General features: G+C 69.7%; 22 protein-coding genes. 6 read left to right on the forward strand and 16 right to left on the reverse strand.

Annotation, left to right across the window (positions count from 1 at the left end; all coding sequences use genetic code 11):
* The first annotated feature begins 71 nt into the window (after nt 1-71).
* The 3 genes from AB0M87_RS10085 (at nt 72) to AB0M87_RS10095 (ending at nt 3,548) form a co-directional block, all read left to right on the forward strand.
* Nucleotides 72-746 (forward strand): amino acid ABC transporter permease, encoded by a 675-nt coding sequence (locus AB0M87_RS10085; protein ID WP_365851435.1) that lies wholly within the window; start codon nt 72-74, stop codon nt 744-746.
* The gene (locus AB0M87_RS10090) at nt 743-1,654 is read left to right on the forward strand and encodes an amino acid ABC transporter permease (protein ID WP_365851436.1); all 912 of its coding nucleotides are present in this window, start codon (nt 743-745) and stop codon (nt 1,652-1,654) included. Before AB0M87_RS10085 ends, AB0M87_RS10090 begins: the two co-directional genes overlap by 4 nt.
* Nucleotides 1,655-1,919: 265 nt before the next feature.
* Complete coding sequence (locus AB0M87_RS10095) at nt 1,920-3,548, forward strand: FAD-dependent monooxygenase (RefSeq protein ID WP_365851437.1); 1,629 nt, start codon at nt 1,920-1,922, stop codon at nt 3,546-3,548.
* A gap of 30 nt (nt 3,549-3,578) precedes the next feature.
* Here the strand turns inward: AB0M87_RS10095 and recX are convergent, their stop codons facing one another.
* The 4 genes from recX to AB0M87_RS10115 all read right to left on the reverse strand — a co-directional run bounded on the left by recX (nt 3,579) and on the right by AB0M87_RS10115 (nt 7,038).
* The gene (gene recX / locus AB0M87_RS10100; RefSeq protein WP_365851438.1) at nt 3,579-4,202 is read right to left on the reverse strand and encodes a recombination regulator RecX; all 624 of its coding nucleotides are present in this window, start codon (nt 4,200-4,202) and stop codon (nt 3,579-3,581) included.
* Between the two features lie 3 nt (nt 4,203-4,205).
* Nucleotides 4,206-5,333 carry a recombinase RecA gene (recA, locus tag AB0M87_RS10105; protein WP_365851439.1) on the reverse strand — a complete coding sequence of 376 codons (1,128 nt, stop codon included), beginning with the start codon at nt 5,331-5,333 and terminating at the stop codon, nt 4,206-4,208.
* A gap of 173 nt (nt 5,334-5,506) precedes the next feature.
* The gene (locus tag AB0M87_RS10110) at nt 5,507-6,649 is read right to left on the reverse strand and encodes an AI-2E family transporter (RefSeq protein WP_365851489.1); all 1,143 of its coding nucleotides are present in this window, start codon (nt 6,647-6,649) and stop codon (nt 5,507-5,509) included.
* A gap of 194 nt (nt 6,650-6,843) precedes the next feature.
* Nucleotides 6,844-7,038, reverse strand: coding sequence for a DUF3046 domain-containing protein (locus AB0M87_RS10115; protein ID WP_365851440.1), 195 nt, complete (start codon nt 7,036-7,038; stop codon nt 6,844-6,846).
* Between the two features lie 78 nt (nt 7,039-7,116).
* On the opposite strand from AB0M87_RS10115, the gene AB0M87_RS10120 reads away from it, so the two are divergent.
* Nucleotides 7,117-8,031, forward strand: a complete 915-nt coding sequence (locus AB0M87_RS10120; RefSeq protein WP_365851441.1) for a hypothetical protein — start codon at nt 7,117-7,119, stop codon at nt 8,029-8,031.
* 14 nt (nt 8,032-8,045) lie between these two features.
* Here the strand turns inward: AB0M87_RS10120 and AB0M87_RS10125 are convergent, their stop codons facing one another.
* From AB0M87_RS10125 to AB0M87_RS10135, 3 genes are read right to left on the reverse strand one after another with little or no spacing between them, the layout of a single operon-like run.
* Nucleotides 8,046-8,351, reverse strand: a complete 306-nt coding sequence (locus tag AB0M87_RS10125; RefSeq protein WP_365851442.1) for an AzlD domain-containing protein — start codon at nt 8,349-8,351, stop codon at nt 8,046-8,048.
* The gene (locus tag AB0M87_RS10130; RefSeq protein ID WP_365851443.1) at nt 8,348-9,118 is read right to left on the reverse strand and encodes an AzlC family ABC transporter permease; all 771 of its coding nucleotides are present in this window, start codon (nt 9,116-9,118) and stop codon (nt 8,348-8,350) included. The genes AB0M87_RS10125 and AB0M87_RS10130 overlap by 4 nt, the downstream gene beginning before the upstream one ends.
* Before the next feature lie 10 nt (nt 9,119-9,128).
* The gene (locus AB0M87_RS10135; protein ID WP_365851444.1) at nt 9,129-9,986 is read right to left on the reverse strand and encodes an AraC family transcriptional regulator; all 858 of its coding nucleotides are present in this window, start codon (nt 9,984-9,986) and stop codon (nt 9,129-9,131) included.
* A gap of 58 nt (nt 9,987-10,044) precedes the next feature.
* Between AB0M87_RS10135 and AB0M87_RS10140 the strand changes: the two genes are divergently transcribed.
* Nucleotides 10,045-14,682: an ATP-dependent helicase gene (locus AB0M87_RS10140; RefSeq protein ID WP_365851445.1), complete on the forward strand. Its 4,638-nt coding sequence runs from the start codon at nt 10,045-10,047 to the stop codon at nt 14,680-14,682.
* 53 nt (nt 14,683-14,735) lie between these two features.
* Nucleotides 14,736-15,524, forward strand: a complete 789-nt coding sequence (locus tag AB0M87_RS10145; RefSeq protein ID WP_365851446.1) for a DNA-formamidopyrimidine glycosylase family protein — start codon at nt 14,736-14,738, stop codon at nt 15,522-15,524.
* Nucleotides 15,525-15,536: 12 nt separating this feature from the next.
* Here the strand turns inward: AB0M87_RS10145 and AB0M87_RS10150 are convergent, their stop codons facing one another.
* The 9 genes from AB0M87_RS10150 to AB0M87_RS10190 all read right to left on the reverse strand — a co-directional run bounded on the left by AB0M87_RS10150 (nt 15,537) and on the right by AB0M87_RS10190 (nt 24,138).
* Nucleotides 15,537-15,731 carry a hypothetical protein gene (locus tag AB0M87_RS10150; RefSeq protein WP_365851447.1) on the reverse strand — a complete coding sequence of 65 codons (195 nt, stop codon included), beginning with the start codon at nt 15,729-15,731 and terminating at the stop codon, nt 15,537-15,539.
* 11 nt (nt 15,732-15,742) lie between these two features.
* Nucleotides 15,743-16,213 carry a DNA starvation/stationary phase protection protein gene (locus AB0M87_RS10155; protein WP_365851448.1) on the reverse strand — a complete coding sequence of 157 codons (471 nt, stop codon included), beginning with the start codon at nt 16,211-16,213 and terminating at the stop codon, nt 15,743-15,745.
* Between the two features lie 133 nt (nt 16,214-16,346).
* Entirely contained in the window at nt 16,347-16,730 is a 384-nt protein-coding gene (locus AB0M87_RS10160; RefSeq protein WP_250304879.1) for a helix-turn-helix transcriptional regulator, read from the reverse strand.
* A gap of 109 nt (nt 16,731-16,839) precedes the next feature.
* Nucleotides 16,840-17,349: a nicotinamide-nucleotide amidohydrolase family protein gene (locus AB0M87_RS10165; protein WP_365851449.1), complete on the reverse strand. Its 510-nt coding sequence runs from the start codon at nt 17,347-17,349 to the stop codon at nt 16,840-16,842.
* Nucleotides 17,346-18,002 carry a CDP-diacylglycerol--glycerol-3-phosphate 3-phosphatidyltransferase gene (pgsA, locus tag AB0M87_RS10170; RefSeq protein WP_365851450.1) on the reverse strand — a complete coding sequence of 219 codons (657 nt, stop codon included), beginning with the start codon at nt 18,000-18,002 and terminating at the stop codon, nt 17,346-17,348. The genes AB0M87_RS10165 and pgsA overlap by 4 nt, the downstream gene beginning before the upstream one ends.
* The gene (gene rimO, locus AB0M87_RS10175; protein ID WP_365851451.1) at nt 17,999-19,462 is read right to left on the reverse strand and encodes a 30S ribosomal protein S12 methylthiotransferase RimO; all 1,464 of its coding nucleotides are present in this window, start codon (nt 19,460-19,462) and stop codon (nt 17,999-18,001) included. The genes pgsA and rimO overlap by 4 nt, the downstream gene beginning before the upstream one ends.
* A gap of 48 nt (nt 19,463-19,510) precedes the next feature.
* Entirely contained in the window at nt 19,511-20,308 is a 798-nt protein-coding gene (locus AB0M87_RS10180) for a helix-turn-helix domain-containing protein (protein ID WP_365851452.1), read from the reverse strand.
* Nucleotides 20,309-20,509: 201 nt separating this feature from the next.
* Nucleotides 20,510-23,329: a DNA translocase FtsK gene (locus AB0M87_RS10185; protein WP_365851453.1), complete on the reverse strand. Its 2,820-nt coding sequence runs from the start codon at nt 23,327-23,329 to the stop codon at nt 20,510-20,512.
* A 128-nt stretch (nt 23,330-23,457) separates the two neighbouring features.
* Complete coding sequence (locus tag AB0M87_RS10190) at nt 23,458-24,138, reverse strand: response regulator (RefSeq protein ID WP_365851454.1); 681 nt, start codon at nt 24,136-24,138, stop codon at nt 23,458-23,460.
* Nucleotides 24,139-24,361: the final 223 nt, after the last annotated feature.

Consider the following 24,361-nt stretch of genomic DNA (forward strand, 5'->3'; position numbering starts at 1 on the left):
GCGCTGTCCGGTGAACACGTACGCACCAGCGGCGCGCCGCGCCATCCGACCACGGGAGAGCGCGGGGCAACGTGTTCGACTTTCTTGATTCCGGGCAGTACGACGTGCTCGGTGCCTTCTGGGTCACGGTGCAACTGACCGTGTACTCGGCCATCGGTTCCCTCCTGTGGGGAACACTGCTGGCCGGCATGCGGGTCAGTCCGGTCCCGATGATGCGCAGTTTCGGCACCGATTACATCAACATCGTCCGCAATATCCCGCTGACGGTGATCATCGTCGCCTGCTCGCTGGGGCTGAACCAGACGCTGGGCTTCGCTCTCGGCGCTGACAACTTCAAGGACATCGGCTTCAGGCTGTCCGTCCTGGGGCTGATCGCCTACACCGGAACCTTCGTCTGCGAGTCACTGCGCTCCGGCATCAACACCGTTCCGGTGGGGCAGGCGGAAGCAGCACGCGCGCTGGGGCTCAGCTTCACGCAGGTCCTGACGCTGGTCATTCTTCCGCAGGCCTTCCGCTCGTCGGTCACTCCACTGGCGAACGTACTGATCGCGCTGACGAAGAACACGACGGTGGCCGCGGCGATCGGTACGGCCGAGGCGGCGACGTTGATGAAGGACATGATCGAGAACGAGAGCGACAAGCTGATCGCGGTCTTCGCGGTCTTCGCATTCGGCTTCATCGTTCTCACCCTCCCGACCGGTCTGTTCCTCGGCTGGGTGGCCAAACGAGCGGCGGTGAAGCGATGACCTCGGTGCTGTACGACGCCCCCGGCCGCCGCGCGAAGCAGCGGAACGTCGTCTATACGATCGTCTTCCTCGTGCTGCTCGCGCTTGCTGCCTGGTGGGTCGTGGCGACCATGGCGGACAAGAACCAGCTCGCGGCCGAGAAATGGAAGCCCTTCGTCACGGACTCCAGAGTCTGGACGACCTATCTGCTTCCCGGCCTCATGGAGACCCTCAAAGCGGCGGCCCTCGCCATTGTGATCGCGTTGCCGTTCGGCGCGCTGCTCGGACTGGGCCGGCTCTCCGACCATGCCTGGGTCCGCTGGATCGCGGGTGTCGCGGTGGAGTTCTTCCGCTCCATCCCGGTGCTGCTGCTGATGATGTTCGCGAACCAGCTCTACATCCAGTACGCCGACATCGGCTCGGACGTCCGGCCGCTGTACGCCGTTGTGACCGGTCTCGTCCTCTACAACGCATCGGTCATTGCCGAGATCGTGCGGGCCGGCGTGCTCACTCTGCCGAACGGTCAGACCGATGCCGCGAAGGCCATCGGCATGCGCAAGGGCCAGACCCTGACGAATGTCCTGCTGCCGCAGGCCGTCACCGCCATGCTTCCGGCCCTGATCAGCCAGCTCGTCGTGATCGTCAAGGACACGGCGCTGGGCGGCTCGCTGCTCGGTCTGTCCGAGCTGTTGTCGCGGAACCGCGAGATCACGGCGAACTACGGTGCGAACGTGATCGCCACGCTCTTCGTGATCTCGCTGATCTACATCGCGCTGAATTACCTCCTCACGCTGTTCGCGAGCTGGCTCGAAGCGCAGCTGCGCCGCGGCAAGAAGTCCACAGGAGCCTCGGTGGAAGCAGGACCGGGCGGCGGCCTGGAAACCGTCGCGGCGCCGAATACCCGGAGCGACCAGATCCGACCGACCTGACGGAGCGTCGATCGAGGGCGGCAGTGTGCACACGCTGCCGCCCTCACCGCACATCGCTGCTGCTTGGCGCCAGTAGCACTCGCTCCGCTCATGCTGTGACACCCATCACGTCACCCGTATCGCTCAGCTCTTGCCCCGTGCTCCCGCGCGGCGCCCGTGCTCGCTTGACGGGGGCATCCCCAGTCGGTTGCATACGTTCTGTGATCGTGCACCGGGCTCAACCTGCCGTCAGCAACTTCTCCGTACGGGTCCGAGGAGTCGCACCATGGACCCGGTGATCGTCGTCGGCGCGGGTCCCGTCGGGCTCGCGCTGGCGCTGGCGCTGGCTGCTCAGGACGTTCCCTCCGTCGTACTCGACGAGGGCACCGGTGATCATGAACCGCGTCCGGCCCGTACGGTCGTGCTGCGGCCCGACACGGCAGGCTTCGTCGAGCGGCTCGGCTGCACACTGCACCCCGACGACGCCGCTCACTGGGTGGCCTGGCGAGCGATCCGGCGGGGTCAGCAGGTACAGCATGTGGAATTCGGTGACTTCGACGACTTCGGTGACTTCGACGGGCCGACCGGTTCGCGTGAGCCTTCGCCACTGCATCTGCCGCAGCATGCACTGACTCGCGGCCTATGGACCGCGGCTGCCGCCCAGGACCTGGTGACGCTGGTCGGAGGCAGCCGGATCGACACCATCGAGCAGGACATCACCGGGATCGCCGCGCACACTGCCGGGCCGGAGTCCACCTGGTGGCGCGGCAGCCATCTGGTCGGCTGCGACGGGGCCAGGTCCACCGTGCGCAAACTGCTGGATGTCCGCTTCCCGGGCCGTACGGCGGTGGAACGGCATGCCGTCGCCGCGCTGCGCGCCGAACTGCCGTGGCCCGGTGAGGCACTGCTGCACCGGATGCCGCCATGGCGTTCGGGCGGTGAGGAAGTGACGGCTCGTCCGCTTCCCGACGACACCTGGCGAATCGACTGGCTGCTGCCACCGCGTGCCGAGCTGGTCACGCCCGAGGCACTGGTGGCGCGGGTACGGGCCGCGCTGGCCGGGTGGTGCGGCGAGACACCGCCCTACGAGCTGATCGACACCGGCGTCTACACCCTGCACCACCGGCTCGCCCGCCGTTGGCGGGTGGGCCGGGCCTTCCTGGCCGGCGACGCGGCGCATCTGCTGGGCGCCCTGGGCACCCAGGGGCTCGACGAGGGGCTGCGGGACGCCGACAACCTGGCCTGGAAACTGGCCCGGGCCTGGCACCACGGCGCCTCGGAAGTGCTGCTCGACAGCTACCAGGCGGAGCGCCGCACGGCCGTCGCCGCACGGCTGCGCGCCGCCGACCAGTCGTTGCCGATACTGCGCGGCGGCGGGCTGCGGACGTACCTGCCCGGAGCCTCGCGTGGGCATGACGCACTGCTCGCCGATGGCCATCTGGGACGCGGAGCGCTGGGAGCGCCCGCCACTTACGCGCGCTCCCCCCTCGCGCCCGCCCGCGCCCCCGCGCAGACTCCGATCGGCACACCGGTCGGCGGGCCGGTTGCCGACGTCCGGGTGACGGCACCGGACGGTACGACGGTGCGGCTGCGGGACCGACTGGGACACGCCAGGTTGCTGGTGGTCCTGGTGGCCCCGGGCACCGGCGTCTGGGACCGGCGGCACTGGCTGACGGCCGGGGTGATGCCCCGGCTGGCCGCTGCCGTGACCGCCCTGCCGGTGCAGGCCGAACTTCTGGTGGCCGAGGCCTATCCGGGTGCCTCCGCACACGCCGTGCTGCTGGTACGACCGGACGGCCACCTGGTCGCGGCCTTCGCCGGGGTGCGTCCCGCGGAGCTGTACGAGGCGGCCGACGCCGTACGCGGTGGCTCCGCCTCGACGGTGCGGGAGGAGCGCACAGCCGACGTCAATTGACCGTGGTGAGCGCCCTGGGAGGGGGCAACGCTAAGCACTCTCGTGGTCCGAGAATACCGCGTCATCGCCCCCCAACTCCTCGCTCTCCTCCTCCAGCGCACGTCTGACCACTCGCAGGGCCGTGCCCTCCGGATACCCCTTGCGGGCCAGCATGCCCGCGAGCCTGCGCAGCCGTTTGTCGCGCTCCAGGCCACGTGTCGAGGGAAGCCTGCGCGCGACGAGCTCGCGGGCTGTCTCCTCCTCCTGCTCGGAGTCGAGCTGCCCGACGGCCTCGTCGATGAGCTCGGAATCCACCCCCTTGGTGCGGAGCTCGCGTGCCAGCGCCCGCCTGGCAAGTCCCCGGCCGCGGTGCCTGGATTCCACCCAGGCGTCCGCGAAGGCGGCGTCGTCGATGAGCCCGACCTCCTCGAAGCGGGACAGCACCTCTTCGGAGACCTCCTCGGGGATCTCACGCTTGCTCAGCGCATCCGCGAGCTGCTTGCGGGTGCGCGCCGTCCCGGTGAGCAGGCGCAGGCAGATCGCCCGCGCCTGCTCCGCCGGATCCTGCGGCTTCTGTGTCCGCTCACCGGGCTGCCGTTTCACCGGCTGCCGCGGCCTCTCCCCCTCGCTGTCCTCGGAGTCCGTGGCCCCCGGCCATTCGGTTCTCCGGACCATGGCTCAGCTCTTGGCCGCGGCGGTCTTGGCCGTCTTGGCCTTGCCACCGGCCGGGGCGGGAACCGCCTTCGATGCCTCATCGGCCACCACGACGCCCGCGGCGTCCGCGCCCGGCTCGGCCGTCACGGCCTCCGGCTTGACGCCGACGCCCAGCTTCTCCAGGATCTTCTTCTCGATCTCATTGGCGAGATCGGGGTTGTCCTTGAGGAAGTTACGGGCGTTCTCCTTGCCCTGGCCCAACTGGTCGCCCTCGTAGGTGTACCAGGCGCCCGCCTTACGGACGAAGCCGTTCTCCACGCCCATGTCGATCAGTCCGCCCTCACGGCTGATGCCCTGGCCGTAGAGGATGTCGAACTCGGCCTGCTTGAAGGGCGGCGCGACCTTGTTCTTGACGACCTTCACACGGGTGCGGTTACCGACCGCGTCGGTGCCGTCCTTCAGAGTCTCGATCCGGCGGATATCGAGCCGCACCGAGGCATAGAACTTCAGCGCCCGGCCACCGGTCGTGGTCTCCGGAGAGCCGAACATCACGCCGATCTTCTCGCGGAGCTGGTTGATGAAGATCGCGGTGGTCTTGGACTGGTTCAGCGCACTGGTGATCTTTCGGAGCGCCTGGCTCATCAGCCGGGCCTGCAGACCGACGTGCGAATCGCCCATCTCGCCCTCGATCTCCGCCCGGGGCACCAGGGCCGCGACGGAGTCGATGACGATCAGGTCGAGCGCGCCCGAGCGGATCAGCATGTCCACGATTTCGAGGGCCTGCTCGCCGTTGTCGGGCTGGGACAGGATGAGGTTGTCGATGTCGACACCGAGCTTCTTCGCGTACTCGGGGTCCAGGGCGTGCTCGGCGTCGACGAAGGCCACCTGGCCGCCGAGCCGCTGCGCATTCGCCACCGCGTGCAGCGTCAGCGTCGTCTTGCCGGAGGACTCCGGCCCGTAGACCTCGACGACGCGTCCGCGTGGCAGTCCGCCGACGCCGAGGGCGACGTCGAGGGCGGTCGACCCGGTGGGGATGACCTCGATGGGCTCGTTCGGCCGCTCGCCGAGGCGCATCACCGCGCCCTTCCCGAATTGCCGTTCAATCTGTGCGAGCGCGGCGTCCAGCGCCTTCTCGCGGTCGTTGCCTGCCATGGGTTCCACCCGATTTGCTTGAGTCGATCGCTTCACGTCAATGACGCTATCCCCTGCCACTGACAATGGGCCCCGGCGTCCCTCCGGCCCATCGGCGACTCATACCCGCGCTGGGCCCGGAATCCCATGAGAATGGATGTTCGATTTTGGTGTCAAGCACACCGCGCGGGCACTCAGCCGCCGGTGTTTCCCGGTGGCGGCGTGCGTCCCTGCCGCAGCGAGGCGCGCATCCGGGCGAACAAGGAGGCCCCGTCACGCCGGCGCCGCCGACCGTGCACCCGTGGGTCGTCCGTCACGTCGTACCGCTTCACATAGGCACCCAGGAACGCCTGCAGGGTCGCGGCCGCAGGAATGGCGATGAGCGCGCCGACCGCCCCCAGCAGGGCGGTGCCCGCGATGACCGAGCCGAAGGCCACTGCCGGATGGATGTCGACGGCTTTCGAGGTGAGCTTCGGCTGGAGCACGTAGTTCTCGAACTGCTGGTAGATCACCACGAAGACCAGCACCCACAGGGCGTACCAGGGGTCGACCGTGAACGCCAGCAGCATCGGCAGGGCGCCGGCCAGATACGTGCCGATGGTCGGGATGAACTGCGAGACCAGGCCGACCCACATCGCGAGGGCGGGGGCGTACGGCACGTCGAGGGCGACCAGCAGGATGTAGTGCGCGATCCCGGAGACCAACGCCATCAGGCCGCGCGAATACAGGTAGCCACCGGTCTTGGTGACCGCGATCTCCCAGGCCCGCAGTACCTCGGCCTGCTTCGACGGGGGCAGCACGGAACAGAGCGCCCGCCGCAGTCGTGGCCCGTCGGCGGCGAAGTAGAAGGCGAACAGGAAAACCGTCAGCAGCCGGAAGAGGCCGCCGAGCACGGTGGCCGAGACGTCCAGCACGCCACTCGCGCTGTTCTGCACGTACTTCTGCAGCCAGTCGGAGTGGAGCAGGCTGTCCTGGACGTCCAGCCGGGACAGCTCGGTGTGAAAGGTGTGGTTGCACCAGTTGATCACCGAGTCGAGGTACTTGGGGAACTCCTCGACCATGTCCACGATCTGTCCGGCCAGCATCGAACCGAGCAGGAAGACGAATCCGGCTCCCGCGATCACCACGCCGAGAAAGACCAGAAACGTGGCAAGGCCGCGGCGCATACCGCGGGCCGACATCCGTCCCACCGCCGGTTCGATCGCCAGCGCGAGGAAGAACGCTATGAGGATATTGGTGAGCAGCCCGATGAGCTGATAAAAGGCCCAACTGCCCAGCTCAAAACAGGCAACGAGAGCCAGCGCGAGGACCATCGCACGCGGCAGCCAACGGGGCATCCGCAGTGAGCCGGCTGCCGTGGCACCATCGGGAGACGGCGGCACGACCGGAGACGTCCGCCCCGCGGTCGTCCGGTCGTCCGTGCTCTGGTCGGGGATCATCCGGTCCTCGGCGCTCTCATCAGTCGGTGCCACTGGCTCAGTCTCGCTTACCGGTGAGACGCCGGTCAGGGCCGCCCGGTGTGCCGTACCTCTCAGCGTTTGCTCTCCGGGATGCCGACCGCCGCGCAGACTCCCCGCCAGACGTCCTTCGTCTCCCAGCCGGCGGCGAGCGCTTCATACACCGTCCGGTGGCCGAGCTCTGCCATCACATGATCGCGGGCGAACGAATCGGCGTACCCGGCACCGAAGTGCTCCGCCATCCGCTCCCAGAAAATCGTCAACCGCATGCCTCCAGTATCCCGCCCTTGAGAGTGCACCCTGCCCGCGTCCCTGCCCGGGAGCGCTTTCCGCTCTACCGTCGGAACATGGCCGGATCCGGAGCATCTCCTCTCGCCCGCGCCGAGCACTTCATCTGGCTGACGGCCCGGGTGCTCGAGCAGCGGCGGTTCGCTTATCACTTCCTCGACGGCGGGGCGGACCAGGTCGAGGCCGCGCTCGCCGCTTACCTCAACGAGGACGGCGGTTACGGCCACGCGCTCGAACCCGATCTGCGCGGCCCGGTCAGTCAGCCACTGCACACCGCCCACGCGCTGCGGGTCCTCGATTCCGTCGGCCGCTGCGGCGGTATGCGGATGGAGCGGATCTGCCGCTATCTCACCGAGGTGTCCACCAAGGACGGCGCGCTGCCCGCCGTTCATCCCTCGCAGCGCGGATACCCGTCCGCTCCTTTCGTCCCGATCGTCGACGACCCGCCGAGCGAGCTGCTGGCGACCGGGCCCGTGGTGGGGCTGTTGCACCGTAATGAGGTGTGGCATGCCTGGCTGTTCCGGGCGACCGATTTCTGCTGGGCCGCTGTCGATTCCCTGGAGCGGTCCCATCCCTACGAGATCCAGGCGGCAGTTGCCTTCCTCGACTCGGCCCCCGACCGGTCGCGCGCCGAGGCGGCCGCCGACCGGATCGGCCGCCAGGTACGGGAGCAGCGGCTGGTGGTGCTGGAACCGGCGGACCGGGCGGCTTACCCGGTCGCGCCCGGCTACGCACCGGGGGAGCAGCATTTCCCGCACGACTACGCGGCGGCGCCCGGCTCGCTGGCGCGCGGGTGGTTCACGGACGAGGAGATGGACCGTTCGCTGGACTTCCTGGCGGCCGAGCAGCAGCAGGACGGCGGCTGGCCGGTCAACTGGCGTTCCTGGGCACCGGGAACACATCTGGAGGCGCGGCCGATGGTGACGATCCGGGCGCTGATGACACTGCGGGCGCACGGACGTGCCGTTGTCTGACCTCCCCGGGCGGCTCAGCCGAGGGCGCGTGCCCCGGCGGTGACCACCACGGCCACCGTGACGACGACAAGGAACGGGGCACGCAGCACGAGTGCGAGCGCTGCGGCCGCCAGCCCCGCCCCCCGGGCGTCCACGACGAGATGCTGTCCGTCCGCGAAAGTCTGCTGGGCGGTGAGGGCCGCCAGCAGGGCGACGGGCAGCAGCGCGGCGAGCCGCCTGACCAGGGGGCGCTCCAGCGCCCCGGCCGGGACCAGCAGACCGAGCAGTTTGACGAGGTAGCAGCCGACAGCGGTCACCGCTATGGCGATCCAGACGGTCAACGGTCCTGCTCCTTATCGGCGGCGCCCTGTTCGGCGGGGGCAAGGGCGGTGCGGAACATGCCGCGCCCCTGGAGGAACAGCACGGCCGGTGCGGCCAGTGCGGCCATCAGTACCGGCACCCCGGCGGGCAGCACCGGGAGGAGCCCCAGCCCCAGCATGACGGCGAGCCCGGCGACCGCGCGCTCCGCCGCCGTCCGCAGCATCGGGGCGAGCAGCGCCAGGAACACCGCTGGTCCTGCCGCGTCGATGCCCCATGCGTCGGTGTCGCCGAGCGCCTCCGCACCCAGTGCGCCGAGCAGGGTGGTGAGGTTCCAGAGCACGTAGAGGGTCAGCCCGGTGGCGGTGAACCCGATCCGCGCGGCGCGCCGGGTGGGCTGCGCCAGAGTGACGGCCGTCGTCTCGTCGATGACCCAGTGCGCCGCGAGGGGACGCACGGCACGTGGCAGCGCGAGCAGCTGGGAGAGCCGCAGTCCGTAGAAGGTGTTTCGTACGCCGATGAAGAAGGCACCGGCGGCCGCGGTGAAGGGGTTGCCGCCCGCTGCCAGTGCTCCGACCAGAGCGAACTGCGAGGCCCCGGTGAACACCAGCAGGCTCATCACACACGTCTGCAGCACGCTGAGACCGGAACCCGCCGCGGTCACACCGAAGGCGAAGCCCGAGAGCCCCACCACGATGCCCACACCGAGGGCGTCCCTGATGACGGTGGAGTCCGGTCCGGCTTCCGGGGGCGTACTGCTTTCGCCGAGTGCTGTCTGCTCTGCTGCCACATCGAGAACGCTATGAGGCGCGGGGGGCACCGGTCTTGTACGTTCTTGCGCGCCCTCGGCGGTACGCGCCGGGCGGCACCCCCACGATGCGGGCGAAGTGCCTGTTCAGGTGCGGCTGATCGGTGAAACCCACGGCGAGCGCCGCTTCGGCCGGGGCCGCGCCCGTGTCGAGCAACTGCCGGGCCCGGCGCACACGGGCGTCGGTGAGCCAGGTGTGCGGGGGCATGCCGTACGCCTCCTTGAAGGCGCGCAGCAGTGCGAAAGGGCTGGTGCCGAGCTCGGTGGCCAGCTTCCCCAGAGCGGGCGGCCGCGCCATCTCCGCTTCCAGCACGGCGCGTGCCCGGGTCGCGTTCCGGGCGCCGGCCGTGCGCAGGGGGCGCTCGGGGAGCCGTCCTCCATGGGTCCGCAGCAACCTGGCAACGGCGAGCCGCAGCAGGCTGTCGGCGGCCAGCGCGTTGCCCTGCTCGGCTGCCTCGTGCACACCGACGACGAGCCGTGCCACGCCGGGATCCTCCACCACCGGCGACGTGAAGCCGACCGGACCGGCGAGGGTGCTGATGTCGCCCGCGATCTCGGCGATGAGATCGGCGGCCGGGTAGAGCGTGCGGTACGTCCACCCTTCGGGGACCCCGGCATGGCCGGTGTGCGGGGTGTCCGGATTGACCAGAGCGAGCTGGCCCACCCCCGCCCGGACGAGTTCGTTGCGGTGGTGGAAGGCCTCCACGCCCTCGGTGATCGCTGCGATGACGAACGTGTCGTGGGTGTGCCAGGCGACTGATTTGCGAATGTAGCGGGCGTGCAGCAGATCGACGCCGGGCAACTCCCCGAGCTGCCAGTGCCTCGCCTGTTCCTCGGTCCCCGGCCCCATGACGTCATTATTTCCCCGGCCCCGGGCCGTTGTCAGTGGCGGGGTGCACGATGGGGACATGGTGAGGTCAGCGCTCGACTCCTTCTCCCCCGCGACCCGCGGTTGGTTCACGGGGGCCTTCAGTGCGCCCACAGCCGCTCAGGACGGCGCATGGCGGGCGATCGGCAAGGGTTCGGACGTGCTGGTGGTCGCCCCTACCGGTTCCGGAAAGACACTCGCCGCTTTTCTCGCAGCCCTCGACCAGCTGGCGTCGGCACCCCCGCCCGCGGACGCCAGAAAGCGCTGCCGGGTGCTCTACGTGTCCCCGCTCAAGGCCCTCGCGGTCGACGTGGAGCGCAATCTCCGCAGCCCGCTGACCGGCATCCGTCAGGAGTCGGTGCGGCTGGGGCAGCCCGAGCCGGAGATCCGGGTCGGCATCCGCTCGGGCGACACCCCGGCGGCCGAGCGGCGTTCGATGGCGACGAAGCCGCCGGACATCCTGATCACCACCCCCGAGTCACTGTTTCTGATGCTCACCTCTTCGGCCCGGGATGCGCTGGCCGGTGTCGAGACGGTGATCCTCGACGAAGTGCACGCCGTGGCCGGCACCAAGCGCGGTGCGCATCTCGCCGTGTCGCTTGAGCGGCTGGACGCGCTGCTGCCCCGGCCGGCCCGTCGTATCGGGCTTTCCGCGACGGTCCGGCCGGTGGACGAGATCGCGCGGTTCCTGTCCCCGCAGCGCAAGGCGGAGATCGTCCAGCCGCCGTCCGGCAAGGAATTCGCTCTCTCGGTCGTCGTCCCGGTCGAGGATCTGGGCGAGCTGGGCGGCTCCCCCGCCTCCGACATCGACCCGGACAAGGCCGAGAAGCCCTCGATCTGGCCTCATGTCGAGGAGCGCATCGCCGATCTGGTGCAGTCCCACCGCTCGACCATCGTGTTCGCCAACTCCCGTCGTCTGGCGGAGCGCCTGTGCAACCGGCTCAATGAGATCGCCTACGAGAGGGCCACCGGCGAGCCCCTGCCGGAGGCGCACTCGCCCGCCGAGATCATGGCGGAGGCAGGCGCGGCCAGGGGGGCACCCGCACTGCTCGCCCGGGCACACCACGGTTCGGTGTCCAAGGAACAGCGTGCCCAGGTGGAGGAGGACCTGAAGGCAGGCCGGCTGCCTGCGGTGGTCGCCACCTCCAGCCTTGAGCTGGGCATCGACATGGGCACGGTGGATCTCGTCATCCAGGTCGAGTCACCGCCGTCCGTCGCCTCCGGTCTGCAGCGGGTCGGCCGTGCAGGACACCAGGTCGGTGCGGTGTCCACCGGTGTGGTCTTCCCGAAGTACCGGGGCGACCTGGTGCAGGCCGCTGTGGTCACCGAGCGCATGCGGACCGGTTCGATCGAGTCGCTTCGGGTCCCTTCCAACCCCTTGGACGTACTCGCCCAGCAGCTGGTCGCGATGGTCGCCCTCGACACCTGGCAGGCCGACGATCTGCTGGCGGTGGTCCGCAGGGCGGCCCCCTTCGCGGCACTTCCCGAGTCGGCCTTCACCGGGGTCCTCGACATGCTCGCCGGACGTTACCCCTCCGACGCGTTCGCCGAGCTGCGCCCCCGCGTGGTCTGGGACCGCGTCGCCGGTACGATCACCGGCCGTCCCGGGGCGCAGCGCCTCGCCGTCACCTCCGGCGGCACCATCCCCGACCGCGGACTCTTCGGTGTCTTTCTCGCCGGCGCCGACCCCAAGAAGGGCGGCGGCCGGGTCGGCGAGCTCGACGAGGAAATGGTCTACGAGTCCCGGGTGGGGGATGTGTTCACCCTCGGCACCACCTCGTGGCGCATCGAGGACATCACCCGGGACCGCGTGCTGGTCACCCCCGCGCCGGGTGTGCCGGGGCGGCTGCCGTTCTGGAAGGGCGACCAGCTGGGCCGTCCGCTGGAGCTGGGCCGCGCGGTGGGCGCCTTCCTGCGCGAGGTCGGTGCCCTGAAGCCCGACCGTGCCCGCGAGCGGCTGCACGCCGCCGGCCTCGACACCTGGGCCGCGGACAACGTGCTGTCCTATCTCGACGAACAGCGCCGCGCCTGCGGCCACATCCCCGACGACCGCACCATTGTCGTCGAGCGATTCCGGGACGAGCTGGGTGACTGGCGGGTCGTCGTCCACTCCCCGTTCGGAGCACAGGTACACGCCCCGTGGGCACTGGCCATCGGCGCCAGGCTGTCCGAGCGCTACGGCATGGACGCCCAGGTGATGCACGCCGACGACGGCCTGGTGCTGCGGCTGCCGGACGCCGACCTCATGGGCCTCGATCTGCTGGACAGTGACCCCGTCGCGCAGACCCAGCCGCTCGGCGCCGAGTACGACAGCGAGCAAGCCCCACTGGGAGCCGCCGACGTCGCCTTCGACAAGGGCGAAGTCGCACAGGTCGTCACCGACCAGGTCGGCGGCTCGGCACTCTTCGCCGCACGGTTCCGTGAGTGCGCGGCGCGTGCCCTGCTGCTGCCGCGCCGCAACCCGGGCAAGCGGACCCCGCTGTGGCAGCAGCGTCAGCGCGCCTCACAACTGCTGCAGGTGGCGGGCGAATTCGGCTCGTTCCCGATCGTGCTGGAAGCGGTCCGGGAATGTCTTCAGGACGTTTTCGACGTGCCGGGGCTCACCGAGCTGATGGGCGACATCGAGTCACGGCGGGTCCGGCTCGTCGAAGTCACCACCCAGGAGCCCTCGCCGTTCGCCCGTTCCTTGCTCTTCGGCTATGTCGCCCAGTTCCTCTACGAGGGGGACTCACCGCTCGCCGAGCGGCGGGCCGCCGCGTTGTCGCTCGATTCACGTCTGCTGGCCGAACTGCTCGGCCAGGCGGAGCTGCGCGAACTGCTCGACGCCGACGTGCTCGAGGAGCTGGAGAGTGAACTCCAGTGGTTGACCGAGGACCGGCGGATCAAGGACATCGAGGGTGTCGCCGACCGGCTGAGACTGCTCGGACCGCTGACCGACGCGGAGCTGACCGCCCGCGGGGCGGATCCCGGTTGGGCCCTCGGCCTCGCGGAATCCCGCCGCGCCATCCGGGTCCGTATCGCCGGCGCGGACCACTGGGCGGCGATCGAGGATGCAGGCCGGCTGCGTGACGCGCTCGGCACGGCGCTGCCGGTGGGCGTGCCGGAAGCGTTCACCGAGCCGGTGAAGGATCCGCTCGGCGATCTGCTGTCCCGGTTCGCGCGCACCCACGGTCCCTTCACCTCGTCCGATGCCGGAGCCCGTTTCGGCCTCGGCACGGCGGTCACCGACGGCGCCCTGCAGCGCCTCGCCGCCGCGGGCCGGGTCGTGCAGGGCGAGTTCCACCCGTCCGGGATCGGTCAGGAGTGGTGTGACGCCACCGTGCTGCGCCGACTGCGCCGGCGTTCGCTGGCCGCCCTGCGCCAGGAGCTCGAACCGGTGGCTCCCGCCGCTCTCGCCGCGTTCCTCCCCCAGTGGCAGCACCTCGACGGCAGCAGCCTGCGCGGTATCGACGGCCTGGCCCGGGCCGTCGAACAGCTGCAGGGAGCCCCCGTTCCGGCCTCCGCACTGGAGAGGCTGGTCCTCCCTGCCCGGGTGGCCGGCTACACCCCCACACTGCTCGACGAACTGACCACCACCGGCGAGGTCATCTGGGCGGGGGCGGGCGCGCTGCCCGGCAAGGACGGCTGGATCTCGCTGTATCTCGCGGATGCCGCCCCGCTGCTCGTCCCCCCACCGCACCCACTGGAGCTGAGCGCGCTCCATGAGTCCGTGCTCAAGGTCCTCTCGCCCGGGTACGGTCTCTTCTTCCGCCAGATCGCCGACGAGGTACGCGCCACCACCCATCCGGACTGCACCGACCCTCAACTGGCCGACGCCGTTTGGGAGCTGGCCTGGTCCGGCCGCCTCACCAACGACTCACTGGCTCCGCTCCGCTCCCTGCTCGGCTCCGGCCGCACCGCGGGATCCACCGCGCACCGGGCGCGGCGGACGGTCCCCCGCGGCCGTTACGGCTCGCTCACCGCTGCCGCCCGCCCCGCTTCCCGTACCGGACCACCGACCGTCGCCGGCCGGTGGTCCGTACTGCCTGCCGCCGAGCCCGAAGCCACCCATCGCGCCCACGCCCTGGCCCGCACGCTGCTCGACCGGCACGGCGTCGTGACCCGGGGCGCGGTAGCCGCCGAGGGGGTCGAGGGCGGATTCTCCGCCATCTACCGCATCCTCTCGGCATTCGAGGACAGTGGCCAGGCACGCCGGGGCTATGTCGTCGAAGGCCTGGGCGCGGCCCAGTTCGCGATGGACGGGGCCGTGGACCGGCTGCGGGCGGCGGCGACCGCCCGGGAGCGTACGGAGGGGGGTCCGCCGGGGCGTGCGGTGGTACTCGCGGCCGCGGACCCGGCGAACGCCTACGGGGCGGCGCTGCCATGGCCGGAGGCCCCCGGCGGCGCCGGCCACAAACCTGGACGCAAGGCAGGATCGCTGGTCGTGCTGGTGGACGGCGAACTCATCCTCTACATGGAGCGCGGCGGCAAGAGCCTGCTGGCCTGGCCGACGGAGCCGGATGACCCCCGGCTGGCAGCCGCCGGGCAGGCGCTGGCCGCATCCGCCCGGGCCGGCGCCCTGGGCACAGTCACCGTGGAGCGCACCAACGGTGTCTCCGCTCTGACGTCCGACGTGGGCCGGACGCTGGAGGCGGCGGGTTTCGTCGCCACCCCGCGGGGGCTGCGGCTGCGAGCCTGACCCCGCCGGGACCGGCACGACACCGCCGGTTCCCACCGCGCATCATGGTGGGCATGCCCGAAGGAGACAACGTCGCACAGACGGCGCGGCGTCTGCATACGGCTCTCGCCAACCGGGTCCTGACCCGGTCCGACCTGCGCGTGCCCCGCTTCGCCACCGCCGACCTCACGGGACGCACGGTGCTCGGCGTCGTCTCGCGTGGCAAACACCTGCTCATGCGGATCGAGGGGGATATCAGCCTGCACAGCCATCTGCGGATGGACGGTGCCTGGCTGGTCTACGTCGCGGGCGAGCGCTGGCGCGGCGGCCCTGCCCACGAGATCCGCGCGGTCCTCGCTACCGCGGAACACAGCGCGGTCGGCTACCGGCTTCCGGTGCTCGAGCTCCTGCGTACGCCCCAGGAGAGCAACGCTGTGGGCCACCTGGGCCCGGATCTGCTCGGCCCCGACTGGGACCCGGACAGGGCCCTGCGCAATCTCCTGGCCGCCCCGGATCGCCCGCTCGGCGAGGCACTCCTCGACCAGCGCAATCTTGCCGGTATCGGCAACATCTTCAAGTCGGAAATCTGTTTCGTGCTCGGCGTCACTCCGTGGCTGCCGCTCGGCGAGGCCCCCTCGCCCCAGCGGATCGTGACCGTGGCCAAGAAGCTCCTGGAAGCGAACCGCGACCGTCCGGTCCGAATGACCACCGGGCTGCCCCATCAGCGCCTGTACGTCTACGGCCGGGCGCCCCGCCCCTGCCTGCGTTGCGGAACCTCGGTGCGCAGGGCCGGACAGGGCGACGGCAGCCGCGAGCGTCCCACTTACTGGTGTCCGCGGTGCCAGACAGGACCGACGCCGTGACCGCGGCTCACGTCATCGTCGCGGTGCCCTGACAGGCACCGCGACGACATGTATGGGCAGCAGGCTGAGGCCCCAGCCCCCCGCCGCCACCGCGCTCTCCAGCGGCCCGGTGTCACCGGGGGTCACGACCACCCGCAGCACAGCCCACCCCCACACCCCGGTGACCAGCACGGACACCAGTAGCCCGGCTATCCGGCGCCGTCTCATGGCCGCAACCGCTATGCGCTTTCCGCCTGGAACATCCAGGCATGCTTCTCGAGATCGGCGGCGACTCCGATCAGCAGGTCCTGGGTGACGGGGTCGGGGACGGCGGTGGCTGCGATCCGTTCCCGCGTCCCGCTGATGACGGCGCCGAGTGCCTCCACCAGGATCCGCACGGCATCGACGTCCTTGATCCAGCCCTGCGGCGCCTCGCCGATAGCGCTGGTCCTGGACACCGTGCCGGCCCTCCCGTCCGGGGTGACACCGACCGCCGACGACCGCTCGGCCACCGCATCCGTGTACTGCCGGGCCGTGTCGACGACCTCGTCGAGCTGGAGATGCACCGACCTGAAGCGTGGCCCCACCACATTCCAGTGCACCTGCTTGGCCACCAGGGAGAGATCGACGAGGTCCGCGAGCGCCCCCTGCAGGGCCTCGCCCACCACCTTCTGATCGGCCTCGGACAGAGGGCTCTTCACGCCAGACATGCGAGATCCTCCCGTGCGTCGGTCTGTTGACTCCACCATCGCACATATACCCACAAGGCGGACATTCAAGGACGAGCGACAAAAAAAGCTCCGGCCGGTCCCGAAGGACCGGCCGGAACCTTTGAGGCAAGTGCTAGGCAGCGACGACATCCACCGCTTCGGCGGGCGCCTTGATCGTCACTCGTTCGGTCGGAACACCCGTCACCGATGTCACGGAGACGGAGTTGAGCATTGAGCGTACCGGCGCAGGCACGGGCTCGCTGGCCGCTGCCGACTCGGCCAGCTCGGCGAGCGAGAGTTCATCACTCACTTCGCGCATGAGCTCGGACATCCGTACGTCAAGCGCGTCGCAGATCGCGGAGAGCAGTTCGGAGGATGCCTCCTTCTGCCCCCGCTCCACCTCGGACAGATAACCGAGTGAGACTCGGGCGGACGAGGAGACTTCGCGCAGAGTACGGCCCTGGCGCTGGCGCTGCCGACGCAGCACGTCACCCAACAGGCGACGGAGCAGAATCATCGGTGGCTCCCTCCTCGGACCGCGTAACCGCATCCTTCTCGCCCCACCGTACCGCCTTGCGCCGCGGCCGTGCGGGGAGCGATGTCGTGTTCACTCAGGGCTGCAAACATCAATTCCCCCCGTTCTGTTCCGTATCCTGTGCCCCCGCATATGCGCGGAGTTCGCCGGAGAGCAGCTCAAGAACGCTTCGTACGCTCTCTTTACGGATGTCCGCCCTGCCCCCGTTCAATCGCAGGAGCGACAGATTCTCCACGCCCCGGGGGCCGGCAACGGCCACATACACCGTGCCGACGGGCTGCCCGTCCTGCGGCTCGGGACCGGCCACCCCCGTGGTCGCCACTCCCCAGTCGGCGCCGAGTACCCGTCGTACGCCGACCGCCATCCGGCGTGCCACGTCCGCGTCGACCGCGCCGCGATCCGCGAGCAGATCCGCATCGACGCCGAGAATCTCCTGCTTCAGCGCGGTCGCATAGGCGGTCACAGACCCGAGGAACACCTGCGAAGCACCCGGCACCGAGGTGAGCTCCGCGGCCACCAGGCCGCCGGTCAGCGACTCGGCGACGGCAAGGGTCTCCCCTCGTCCGGCCAGCAGCTCCAGCACCCGGGACGCCGTACTCACCGCACGGCCCGCTCCGCCGCAAGCCCCTGGCGTCGCGCCGTCACGGCCTGCTGCACATAGTCCAGCCCGGTCACCACGGTCAGTACCACGGCGACCGCCATCACCCAGAAGCGCAGCGAAGCGAGCGGCCCGGTCAGCGCCAGCACGTACATACCGACTGCCGCGCCCTGGGCGAGCGTCTTCAGCTTTCCGCCACGGCTGGCCGGAATGACCGCATGCCTGATCACCCAGAACCGCATCAGGGTGATGCCCAGCTCGCGGAAGAGAATGACGCCCGTCACCCACCAGGGCAGATCGCCGAGATACGACAGGCAGACCAGTGCGGCTCCCATGATCGCCTTGTCGGCGATGGGGTCCGCGATCTTCCCGAAGTCGGTGACCAGGTTGTACGTCCGCGCGAGATGTCCGTCGAAGATGTCGGTGATCATGGCGACGGCGAAGGCCGCCCACGCGTAGGCCCGCCAGACCGGGTCGTAGCCACCCTCGTGCAGCAGCAGCACCACGAACCCGGGTACCAGCACCAGCCGCACCATGGTCAGCAGATTCGCGACGTTCCACAGCCCGGCCTGAGGGACGGCCGCAGCGCCCAGCTTGCCACCTGGCGCCGGCTTCGCACCGGTACCGCCGGCGGCGGATGCCGGGACTCCGGTCATCTGCCCGCCTCCTCACCGAGACACTCGGCCACCAGGTCGACGCCTTCGGTACCGACCACCTTGGCCACGACCATACGGCCGGGTGCGAGTCCTTCGCTCGACGTGAGGATCACCTGGCCGTCCGTCTCGGGCGCCTGGTGCTCCGCCCGGCCCACCGCACCCTCGGTCTCGTCGACGGACTCGACCAGGACCGACAAAGTCTCCCCGAGCCGCTCCTCGGCCCGCTGCGCGGTCAGTTCCTCGGCGAGTCGGGAGACGCGCGCGAGTCGCTCCGCGATGACCTCGGCGTCCAGTTTGTTCTCGTAGCCGACCGCCTCGGTGCCGTCCTCGTCGGAATAGCCGAAAACTCCGATGGCGTCGAGCCGCGCCCCGGTGAGGAAGCGCTCCAGTTCAGCCAGATCTGCCTCGCTCTCCCCCGGGAAGCCCACAATGAAATTGGACCGCACGCCGGCCTGCGGCGCCTTGCCGCGGATGGTGTCCAGCAGCTCCAGAAACCTGTCGGTGTCCCCGAAGCGCCGCATCGCGCGCAGCACGCCGGGCGCCGAGTGCTGGAAGGACAGATCGAAGTAGGGCGCGACCTTCGGCGTGGACGTCAGTACGTCGATGAGTCCCGGGCGCATCTCCGCGGGCTGCAGATAGCTGACCCGGACCCGCTCGATACCCGCTACCTCGGCGAGCTCGGGCAGCAGCGTCTCCAGCAGCCTGATGTCGCCGAGGTCCTTGCCGTACGACGTGTTGTTCTCGGAGACCAGCATGACCTCCTTCACGCCCTGTTCCGCGAGCCAGCGGGTCTCACCGAGGACGTCGGACGGCCGCCGTGAGATGAAGGACCCGCGGAAGGAGGGAATGGCGCAGAAGGAGCACCGTCGGTCACAGCCGGACGCCAGTTTCACCGAGGCGACCGGGCTGCTGCCGAGACGGCGACGCAGCGGCGCCCGGGGGCCGGATACCGGGGCGACGCCCTCCGGAAGGTCCTCCGGAGCGACGTCCTGAGCGTGGCCGGGCAGAGCGACCGAGGCCGCGTCCTGGCGCTCGGCCGGGCTGATGGGCAGCAGCTTGCGCCGGTCGCGCGGGGTGTGCGAGGCGTGGATGCCGCCGTTGAGGATGGTCTGGAGCCGGTCGGAGATATCGGCGTAGTCGTCGAAGCCGAGGATCGCGTCCGCCTCCGGGAGGGCTTCGGCGAGATCCTTGCCGTAGCGCTCGGCCATGCAGCCGACCGCGACGACGGCCTGGGTGCGGCCGTGATCCTTGAGGTCATTGGCTTCGAGCAGGGCGTCTACGGAGTCCTTCTTGGCGGCCTCGACGAACCCACAGGTGTTGACGACGGCCACGTCCGCGGCGGCGGCGTCCTCGACGAGGTCCCAGCCGTCCGCTGCCAAGCGGCCTGCGAGCTCCTCCGAGTCCACCTCGTTACGGGCGCAGCCAAGAGTGACAAGGGCGACGGTACGGCGTTCGGGCATGGGCTCAAGACTACTTTGTCCTGGCCCATACCCGATCCTCGAGGGTGATCAGCCGGCCTCGGGGTCGCCCTTGGTGTACGAGAGCCGCTCGACCTGGCCGGGCTGGAAGTCGTTCTGGACGTCCTTGCCGTTCACGAACAGCTGGATGGCCCCCGCGTTGCCGAGGATCAGATCGACCTGCTGCTCGTCGGTGAAGGTCTTGGAATCGCCCTTGGCGAGAGTCCCGTCGAAGAGCAGTTTGCCGTTGTGCGCTTTCGCCGAGATCCAGCTCTTGTCGTCGACCGCGGAAACCTTGACCGTCACCTTGTCCTTGGGCACCGCCGCGATGGCGCTGTCCGAGGGATCGGGCTTCGGGTCGGCGGGTTTGCTGGGGCTGGGCTTCGGCTTGCCGGTGGTCGTGGGGCCCTCGGCGACCGGGTCCTTCTGCCGGCCGTCACTGCCGCCGTTGAACAGGGTGAAGCCGACGAAACCGACCACGACGACGATCGCCGCGACCATCGCGGCCGTCCAGTTGGGGCGCCGCCGCTCCGGCCTGATGCGTTCCGCCTCGAAGAGCGGCGCCGCCGGGGTGGGTGCGGGACGCCCGCCGTGCCCGGCGTCGAACTGCTCGACGAGCGGCGCGGGATCGATGCCGACGGCGCGGGCGAGGGTACGGATATGACCGCGGGCGTACACGTCGCCGCCGCAGCGGGAGAAGTCGTCCTGTTCGATCGCGTGCACGATGGGGATGCGCACCCGTGTGGAGGAACTGATCTCGTCGACCGTCAGACCCGCGGCGACCCGGGCCTGCTGGAGGATGTGACCGATCGAAGGCCGGTCGTCTTCGGGGGAGTTGCCGATGGACACGGGGGCGCCTTTCGAGCGTGAGCCACCTGCTGGATGTTCAGTCTAGGGGGGCGGGGAAAAGGTGGGGCAACCGGAGGACGGATTTGTACGCCATCGGACCTGCCGATGGTCGGATGACCGCCGGACGGCCTGACGAGGGAACATTCCCGGCCTCTTCTCAACTTGACGTACGACCGGGTGCAACGGTTGCCCGCCGACCGGTTACGGATGAGCCTCTCCACGGATCACGGCGAGTACGCCATCTATTTCGTCCGGTTTCACCAGGACATCGCGGGCTTTGGACCCTTCGCTGGGGCCGACGATGTTCCGGGACTCCATCAGATCCATCAGCCGGCCTGCCTTGGCGAAGCCGACCCGGAGCTTGCGCTGGAGCATCGACGTCGAGCCGAACTGGGTGGACACCACGAGCTCGGCCGCCTGGCACAGCAGGTCCAGGTCGTCGCCGATGTCCTCATCGATCTCCTTCTTCTGCTTCGTACCGACCACCACGTCCTCGCGGAAGACCGGTGCCATCTGGCCCTTGCAGTGCTGGACGACCAGGGCGACTTCCTCCTCGGTCACGAAGGCGCCCTGCATACGGGTCGGCTTGTTCGCCCCCATCGGCAGGAACAACCCGTCGCCCTTGCCGATCAGCTTCTCGGCACCCGGCTGGTCGAGAATGACCCGGCTGTCGGCCAGCGAGGACGTGGCGAAGGCGAGCCGCGAGGGCACATTCGCCTTGATCAGGCCGGTGACGACATCGACCGAAGGCCGCTGCGTGGCCAGCACCAGATGGATGCCTGCGGCGCGCGCCAGCTGGGTGATGCGGACGATCGAGTCCTCGACGTCACGTGGCGCGACCATCATCAGGTCCGCCAGCTCGTCGACGATCACCAGCAGATACGGGTAGGGCGACAGCTCCCGCTCGCTGCCCTCCGGCGCCTTGGCCTTGCCGTTGCGCACGGCCTGGTTGAAGTCGTCGATGTGCCGGTAGCCGTAGGCCGCGAGGTCGTCATAGCGCAGGTCCATCTCGCGCACGACCCACTGGAGAGCCTCGGCAGCCTTCTTCGGGTTGGTGATGATCGGGGTGATGAGGTGCGGAATGCCTTCGTACGCGGTGAGCTCCACCCGCTTGGGGTCGACCAGCACCATCCGGACGTCCTCCGGGGTCGCCCTTATCATCACCGAGGTGATCAGGCAGTTGATGCAGGAGGACTTTCCCGACCCGGTCGCGCCCGCCACCAGGACGTGCGGCATGTTGGCGAGATTGGCCATCACGTAGCCACCCTCCACGTCCTTGCCGAGTGCGACCAGCATCGGGTGCTCGTCCTCGGCCGCATCCGCCAGACGCAGTACATCGCCGAGATTGACCATCTCGCGGTCCGTGTTGGGAATCTCGATGCCGACCGCCGATTTGCCGGGGATCGGCGAGATGATCCGCACGTCGGGGCTGGCGACCGCGTAGGCGATGTTCTTGGTGAGCGCGGTGATCCGCTCCACCTTCACGGCCGGGCCCAGCTCCACTTCGTACCGGGTGACCGTCGGTCCGCGGGTGAAGCCGGTGACCGCGGCGTCCACCTTGAACTCCATGAAGACGTTCGACAGCGAGGCGACGACCGCATCGTTGGCTGCGCTGCGGGTCTTGCCGGGTCCGCCGCGTTCCAGCAGGTCGAGCGAGGGCAGCGCATACGTGATGTCGCCTGCGAGCTGAAGCTGTTCCGCCCGGGAAGGCAGCGGCTGTGACGGCTTCGGGGCCGCCTTCGTCAGATCGGGTACCGGCGTCGCTCCGGACTCCTCGGACGGGACCGGCCTGGCGGCCTCCCGGGCCGGCGGCACGGATGCCGAGAGCGATGGCGACGCGGTACCCGCCGCCCGGTCGCGGTCCACGGCCACGCCCTGGGTCAGGTCGGCGACCAGCGGCGAGGGCGGTAGCCCGTTCAGCACGGCCCCGTCCAGCGCCGCTGCGGCAGCAGCCGCCACATCCACCGCGTCCATCGCCCGGCCCGGCGCGGGCTGCACCGACGGCCTGCGCGGACGGCGGCGCTTGACGAGCGCCTCCTCCTCCGCGTGACCGGGGTCGTAACCGTCGGTGGATTCGCCACGCCGTGCGGGCGAACGTCGGGAGCCGCCGGGCAGCGCCTCGCGCCACTGCTCGTCATATCGCTCGTCGTCGAACCGCTCGTCGTCATCCGCCAGGCTGTCGTCCGGTGCGGCGGCGATGATGCCGAGCGTCACGCCCAGCGTCCGCAGCCGCTGCGGGATGGCGTTCACCGGGGTGGCGGTGACGACCAGCAGCCCGAAGACGGTGAGCAGCAGAAGCAGCGGCACGGCGAGAACCTCGCCCATCATGAAGATCAGCGGCTTGGACGCGGCCCAGCCGATCAACCCGCCCGCGTCCTGCAGCGCAGCCGTACCGTCCCCGCGTCCCGGCGCGCCGCAGGCGATGTGCACCTGTCCGAGCACGCCGATGACCAGCGCGGAGAGTCCGATGACGATCCGCCCGTTGGCCTCCGGCCGCTCCGGATAGAGAATCAGCCGTACCGCCACCGCGCCCAGCAGTATCGGCACCAGCAGATCGAGCCGACCGAAGGCACCGGTGATCAGCATCTCGACGAGATCGCCCACCGGGCCGTGCAGATTCGACCAGGTCCCTGCCGCCACCACGAGCGCGAGGCCGAGCAGCAGCAGCGCGAGGCCGTCCTTGCGGTGAGCGGGGTCGAGCCCCTTCGCGCCGCGTCCTATGCTGCGGAAGAGGGCCCCGACGCCGTGGGCGAGTCCCAGCCACACTGCCTTGACCAGCCGGTAGACACCTCCGGTCGGGCTCGGAGCAGCTTTCGGCAGCGGTTTGGCGGCTGCTTTCCTGGCCGGCGCCCTAGTGCCGGGTGCGGCCCTCTTGGCAGCCGGTTTCCTGGCAGCGGTCTTCTTGGCAGCAGCTTTCTTCGCGGGCACCGCGTTCTTGGCTGCGCCCGCCGTACGGCCGGTGCGCGGCTTCGCGGCGCCCGCCGTACCTGGGGAACCTTTGCCGGACGTACGTGGGGCCATGGTGCCGAGGTTACCGGTGTCCACGGCAACGGACACGTGTGCTTACCGCTTCACCCGTTCGTGTCGCGCGGCAAACGGGCCTCTTGACGGGATTTCAGCCGGACAGTCCGTCAGTTCCGCGATGCCCGTCAGTTCTGGGACGGAAGAGAGGCGGCAGGGCCGCCCGCCCCCGGCTCCAGCGCATCGAGAGCCCTCCGCAGACCGGTGAGCTTGCGTTCCAGATGCGCCGCCGTGGCCACCGCCGCGGCATCCGCCGATTCGTCGTCGAGCTGCTTGGTGAGCGCCTCGGCCTGCTCCTCAACCGCCGCCAGCCGCGCGGACAGTTCGGCGAGCAGTCCGGCGGGCTCCTTGGTGTCACCGATGGCGTGGCCGTTTCCCTCCAGCTGCAGCCGGAGCAGCGCCGCCTGCTCACGCAGCTGGCAGTTCTTCATGTACAGCTCCACGAAGACCGACACCTTCGCGCGCAGCACCCACGGGTCGAAGGGCTTGGAGATGTAGTCCACCGCCCCCGCGGCGTAACCGCGGAAGGTGTGGTGCGGCCCGTGGTTGATCGCGGTGAGAAAAATGATCGGGATGTCCCGGGTCCGTTCCCGCCGCTTGATATGTGCGGCCGTCTCGAATCCGTCCATGCCCGGCATCTGGACGTCCAGCAGGATCACTGCGAAATCGTCCGTCAGCAGCGCTTTGAGCGCCTCCTCCCCTGACGATGCCCGCACCAGCGTCTGATCGAGCGCAGAGAGGATGGCCTCCAGCGCCAGCAGATTCTCCGGCCGGTCATCGACCAGGAGGATCTTGGCCTTCTGCACCATGGCCCGTCCTCCTCGTCCCGGAAGTGCACCGGGCGCCGCCCCAGGGAACGGCTCCGTTACGCCGCCCGTCCTTGTGCCGGTCATGGTAACCGCACCCCGCCCGTCGCCACACCCTGTCACCGCATTGTCACTGTGCACATAGCGGAAACGTGGTGGAAGACCAGAAGGTTCCCCGGATGCGGGGACCTCACACGTCTTTTGCGGCAGGCAATCGACAAGTTGC

The organism is Streptomyces sp. NPDC051320 (assembly GCF_040682175.1).
Classification (GTDB): Bacteria; Actinomycetota; Actinomycetes; order Streptomycetales; family Streptomycetaceae; genus Streptomyces.

Excerpts from the sequence above, each read along its gene's own strand:
- AB0M87_RS10090 (WP_365851436.1), top strand. The coding sequence starts at position 743 with ATGACCTCGGTGCTGTACGACGCCCCCGGCCGCCGCGCGAAGCAGCGG.
- AB0M87_RS10095 (WP_365851437.1), top strand. The coding sequence starts at position 1,920 with ATGGACCCGGTGATCGTCGTCGGCGCGGGTCCCGTCGGGCTCGCGCTG.
- recX (WP_365851438.1), bottom strand. The coding sequence starts at position 4,202 with ATGGTCCGGAGAACCGAATGGCCGGGGGCCACGGACTCCGAGGACAGC.
- recA (WP_365851439.1), bottom strand. The coding sequence starts at position 5,333 with ATGGCAGGCAACGACCGCGAGAAGGCGCTGGACGCCGCGCTCGCACAG.
- AB0M87_RS10110 (WP_365851489.1), bottom strand. The coding sequence starts at position 6,649 with ATGCCCCGTTGGCTGCCGCGTGCGATGGTCCTCGCGCTGGCTCTCGTT.
- AB0M87_RS10115 (WP_365851440.1), bottom strand. The coding sequence starts at position 7,038 with ATGCGGTTGACGATTTTCTGGGAGCGGATGGCGGAGCACTTCGGTGCC.
- AB0M87_RS10120 (WP_365851441.1), top strand. The coding sequence starts at position 7,117 with ATGGCCGGATCCGGAGCATCTCCTCTCGCCCGCGCCGAGCACTTCATC.
- AB0M87_RS10135 (WP_365851444.1), bottom strand. The coding sequence starts at position 9,986 with ATGGGGCCGGGGACCGAGGAACAGGCGAGGCACTGGCAGCTCGGGGAG.
- AB0M87_RS10140 (WP_365851445.1), top strand. The coding sequence starts at position 10,045 with ATGGTGAGGTCAGCGCTCGACTCCTTCTCCCCCGCGACCCGCGGTTGG.
- AB0M87_RS10145 (WP_365851446.1), top strand. The coding sequence starts at position 14,736 with ATGCCCGAAGGAGACAACGTCGCACAGACGGCGCGGCGTCTGCATACG.
- AB0M87_RS10150 (WP_365851447.1), bottom strand. The coding sequence starts at position 15,731 with ATGAGACGGCGCCGGATAGCCGGGCTACTGGTGTCCGTGCTGGTCACC.
- AB0M87_RS10155 (WP_365851448.1), bottom strand. The coding sequence starts at position 16,213 with ATGTCTGGCGTGAAGAGCCCTCTGTCCGAGGCCGATCAGAAGGTGGTG.
- AB0M87_RS10160 (WP_250304879.1), bottom strand. The coding sequence starts at position 16,730 with ATGATTCTGCTCCGTCGCCTGTTGGGTGACGTGCTGCGTCGGCAGCGC.
- pgsA (WP_365851450.1), bottom strand. The coding sequence starts at position 18,002 with ATGACCGGAGTCCCGGCATCCGCCGCCGGCGGTACCGGTGCGAAGCCG.
- rimO (WP_365851451.1), bottom strand. The coding sequence starts at position 19,462 with ATGCCCGAACGCCGTACCGTCGCCCTTGTCACTCTTGGCTGCGCCCGT.
- AB0M87_RS10185 (WP_365851453.1), bottom strand. The coding sequence starts at position 23,329 with ATGGCCCCACGTACGTCCGGCAAAGGTTCCCCAGGTACGGCGGGCGCC.
- AB0M87_RS10190 (WP_365851454.1), bottom strand. The coding sequence starts at position 24,138 with ATGGTGCAGAAGGCCAAGATCCTCCTGGTCGATGACCGGCCGGAGAAT.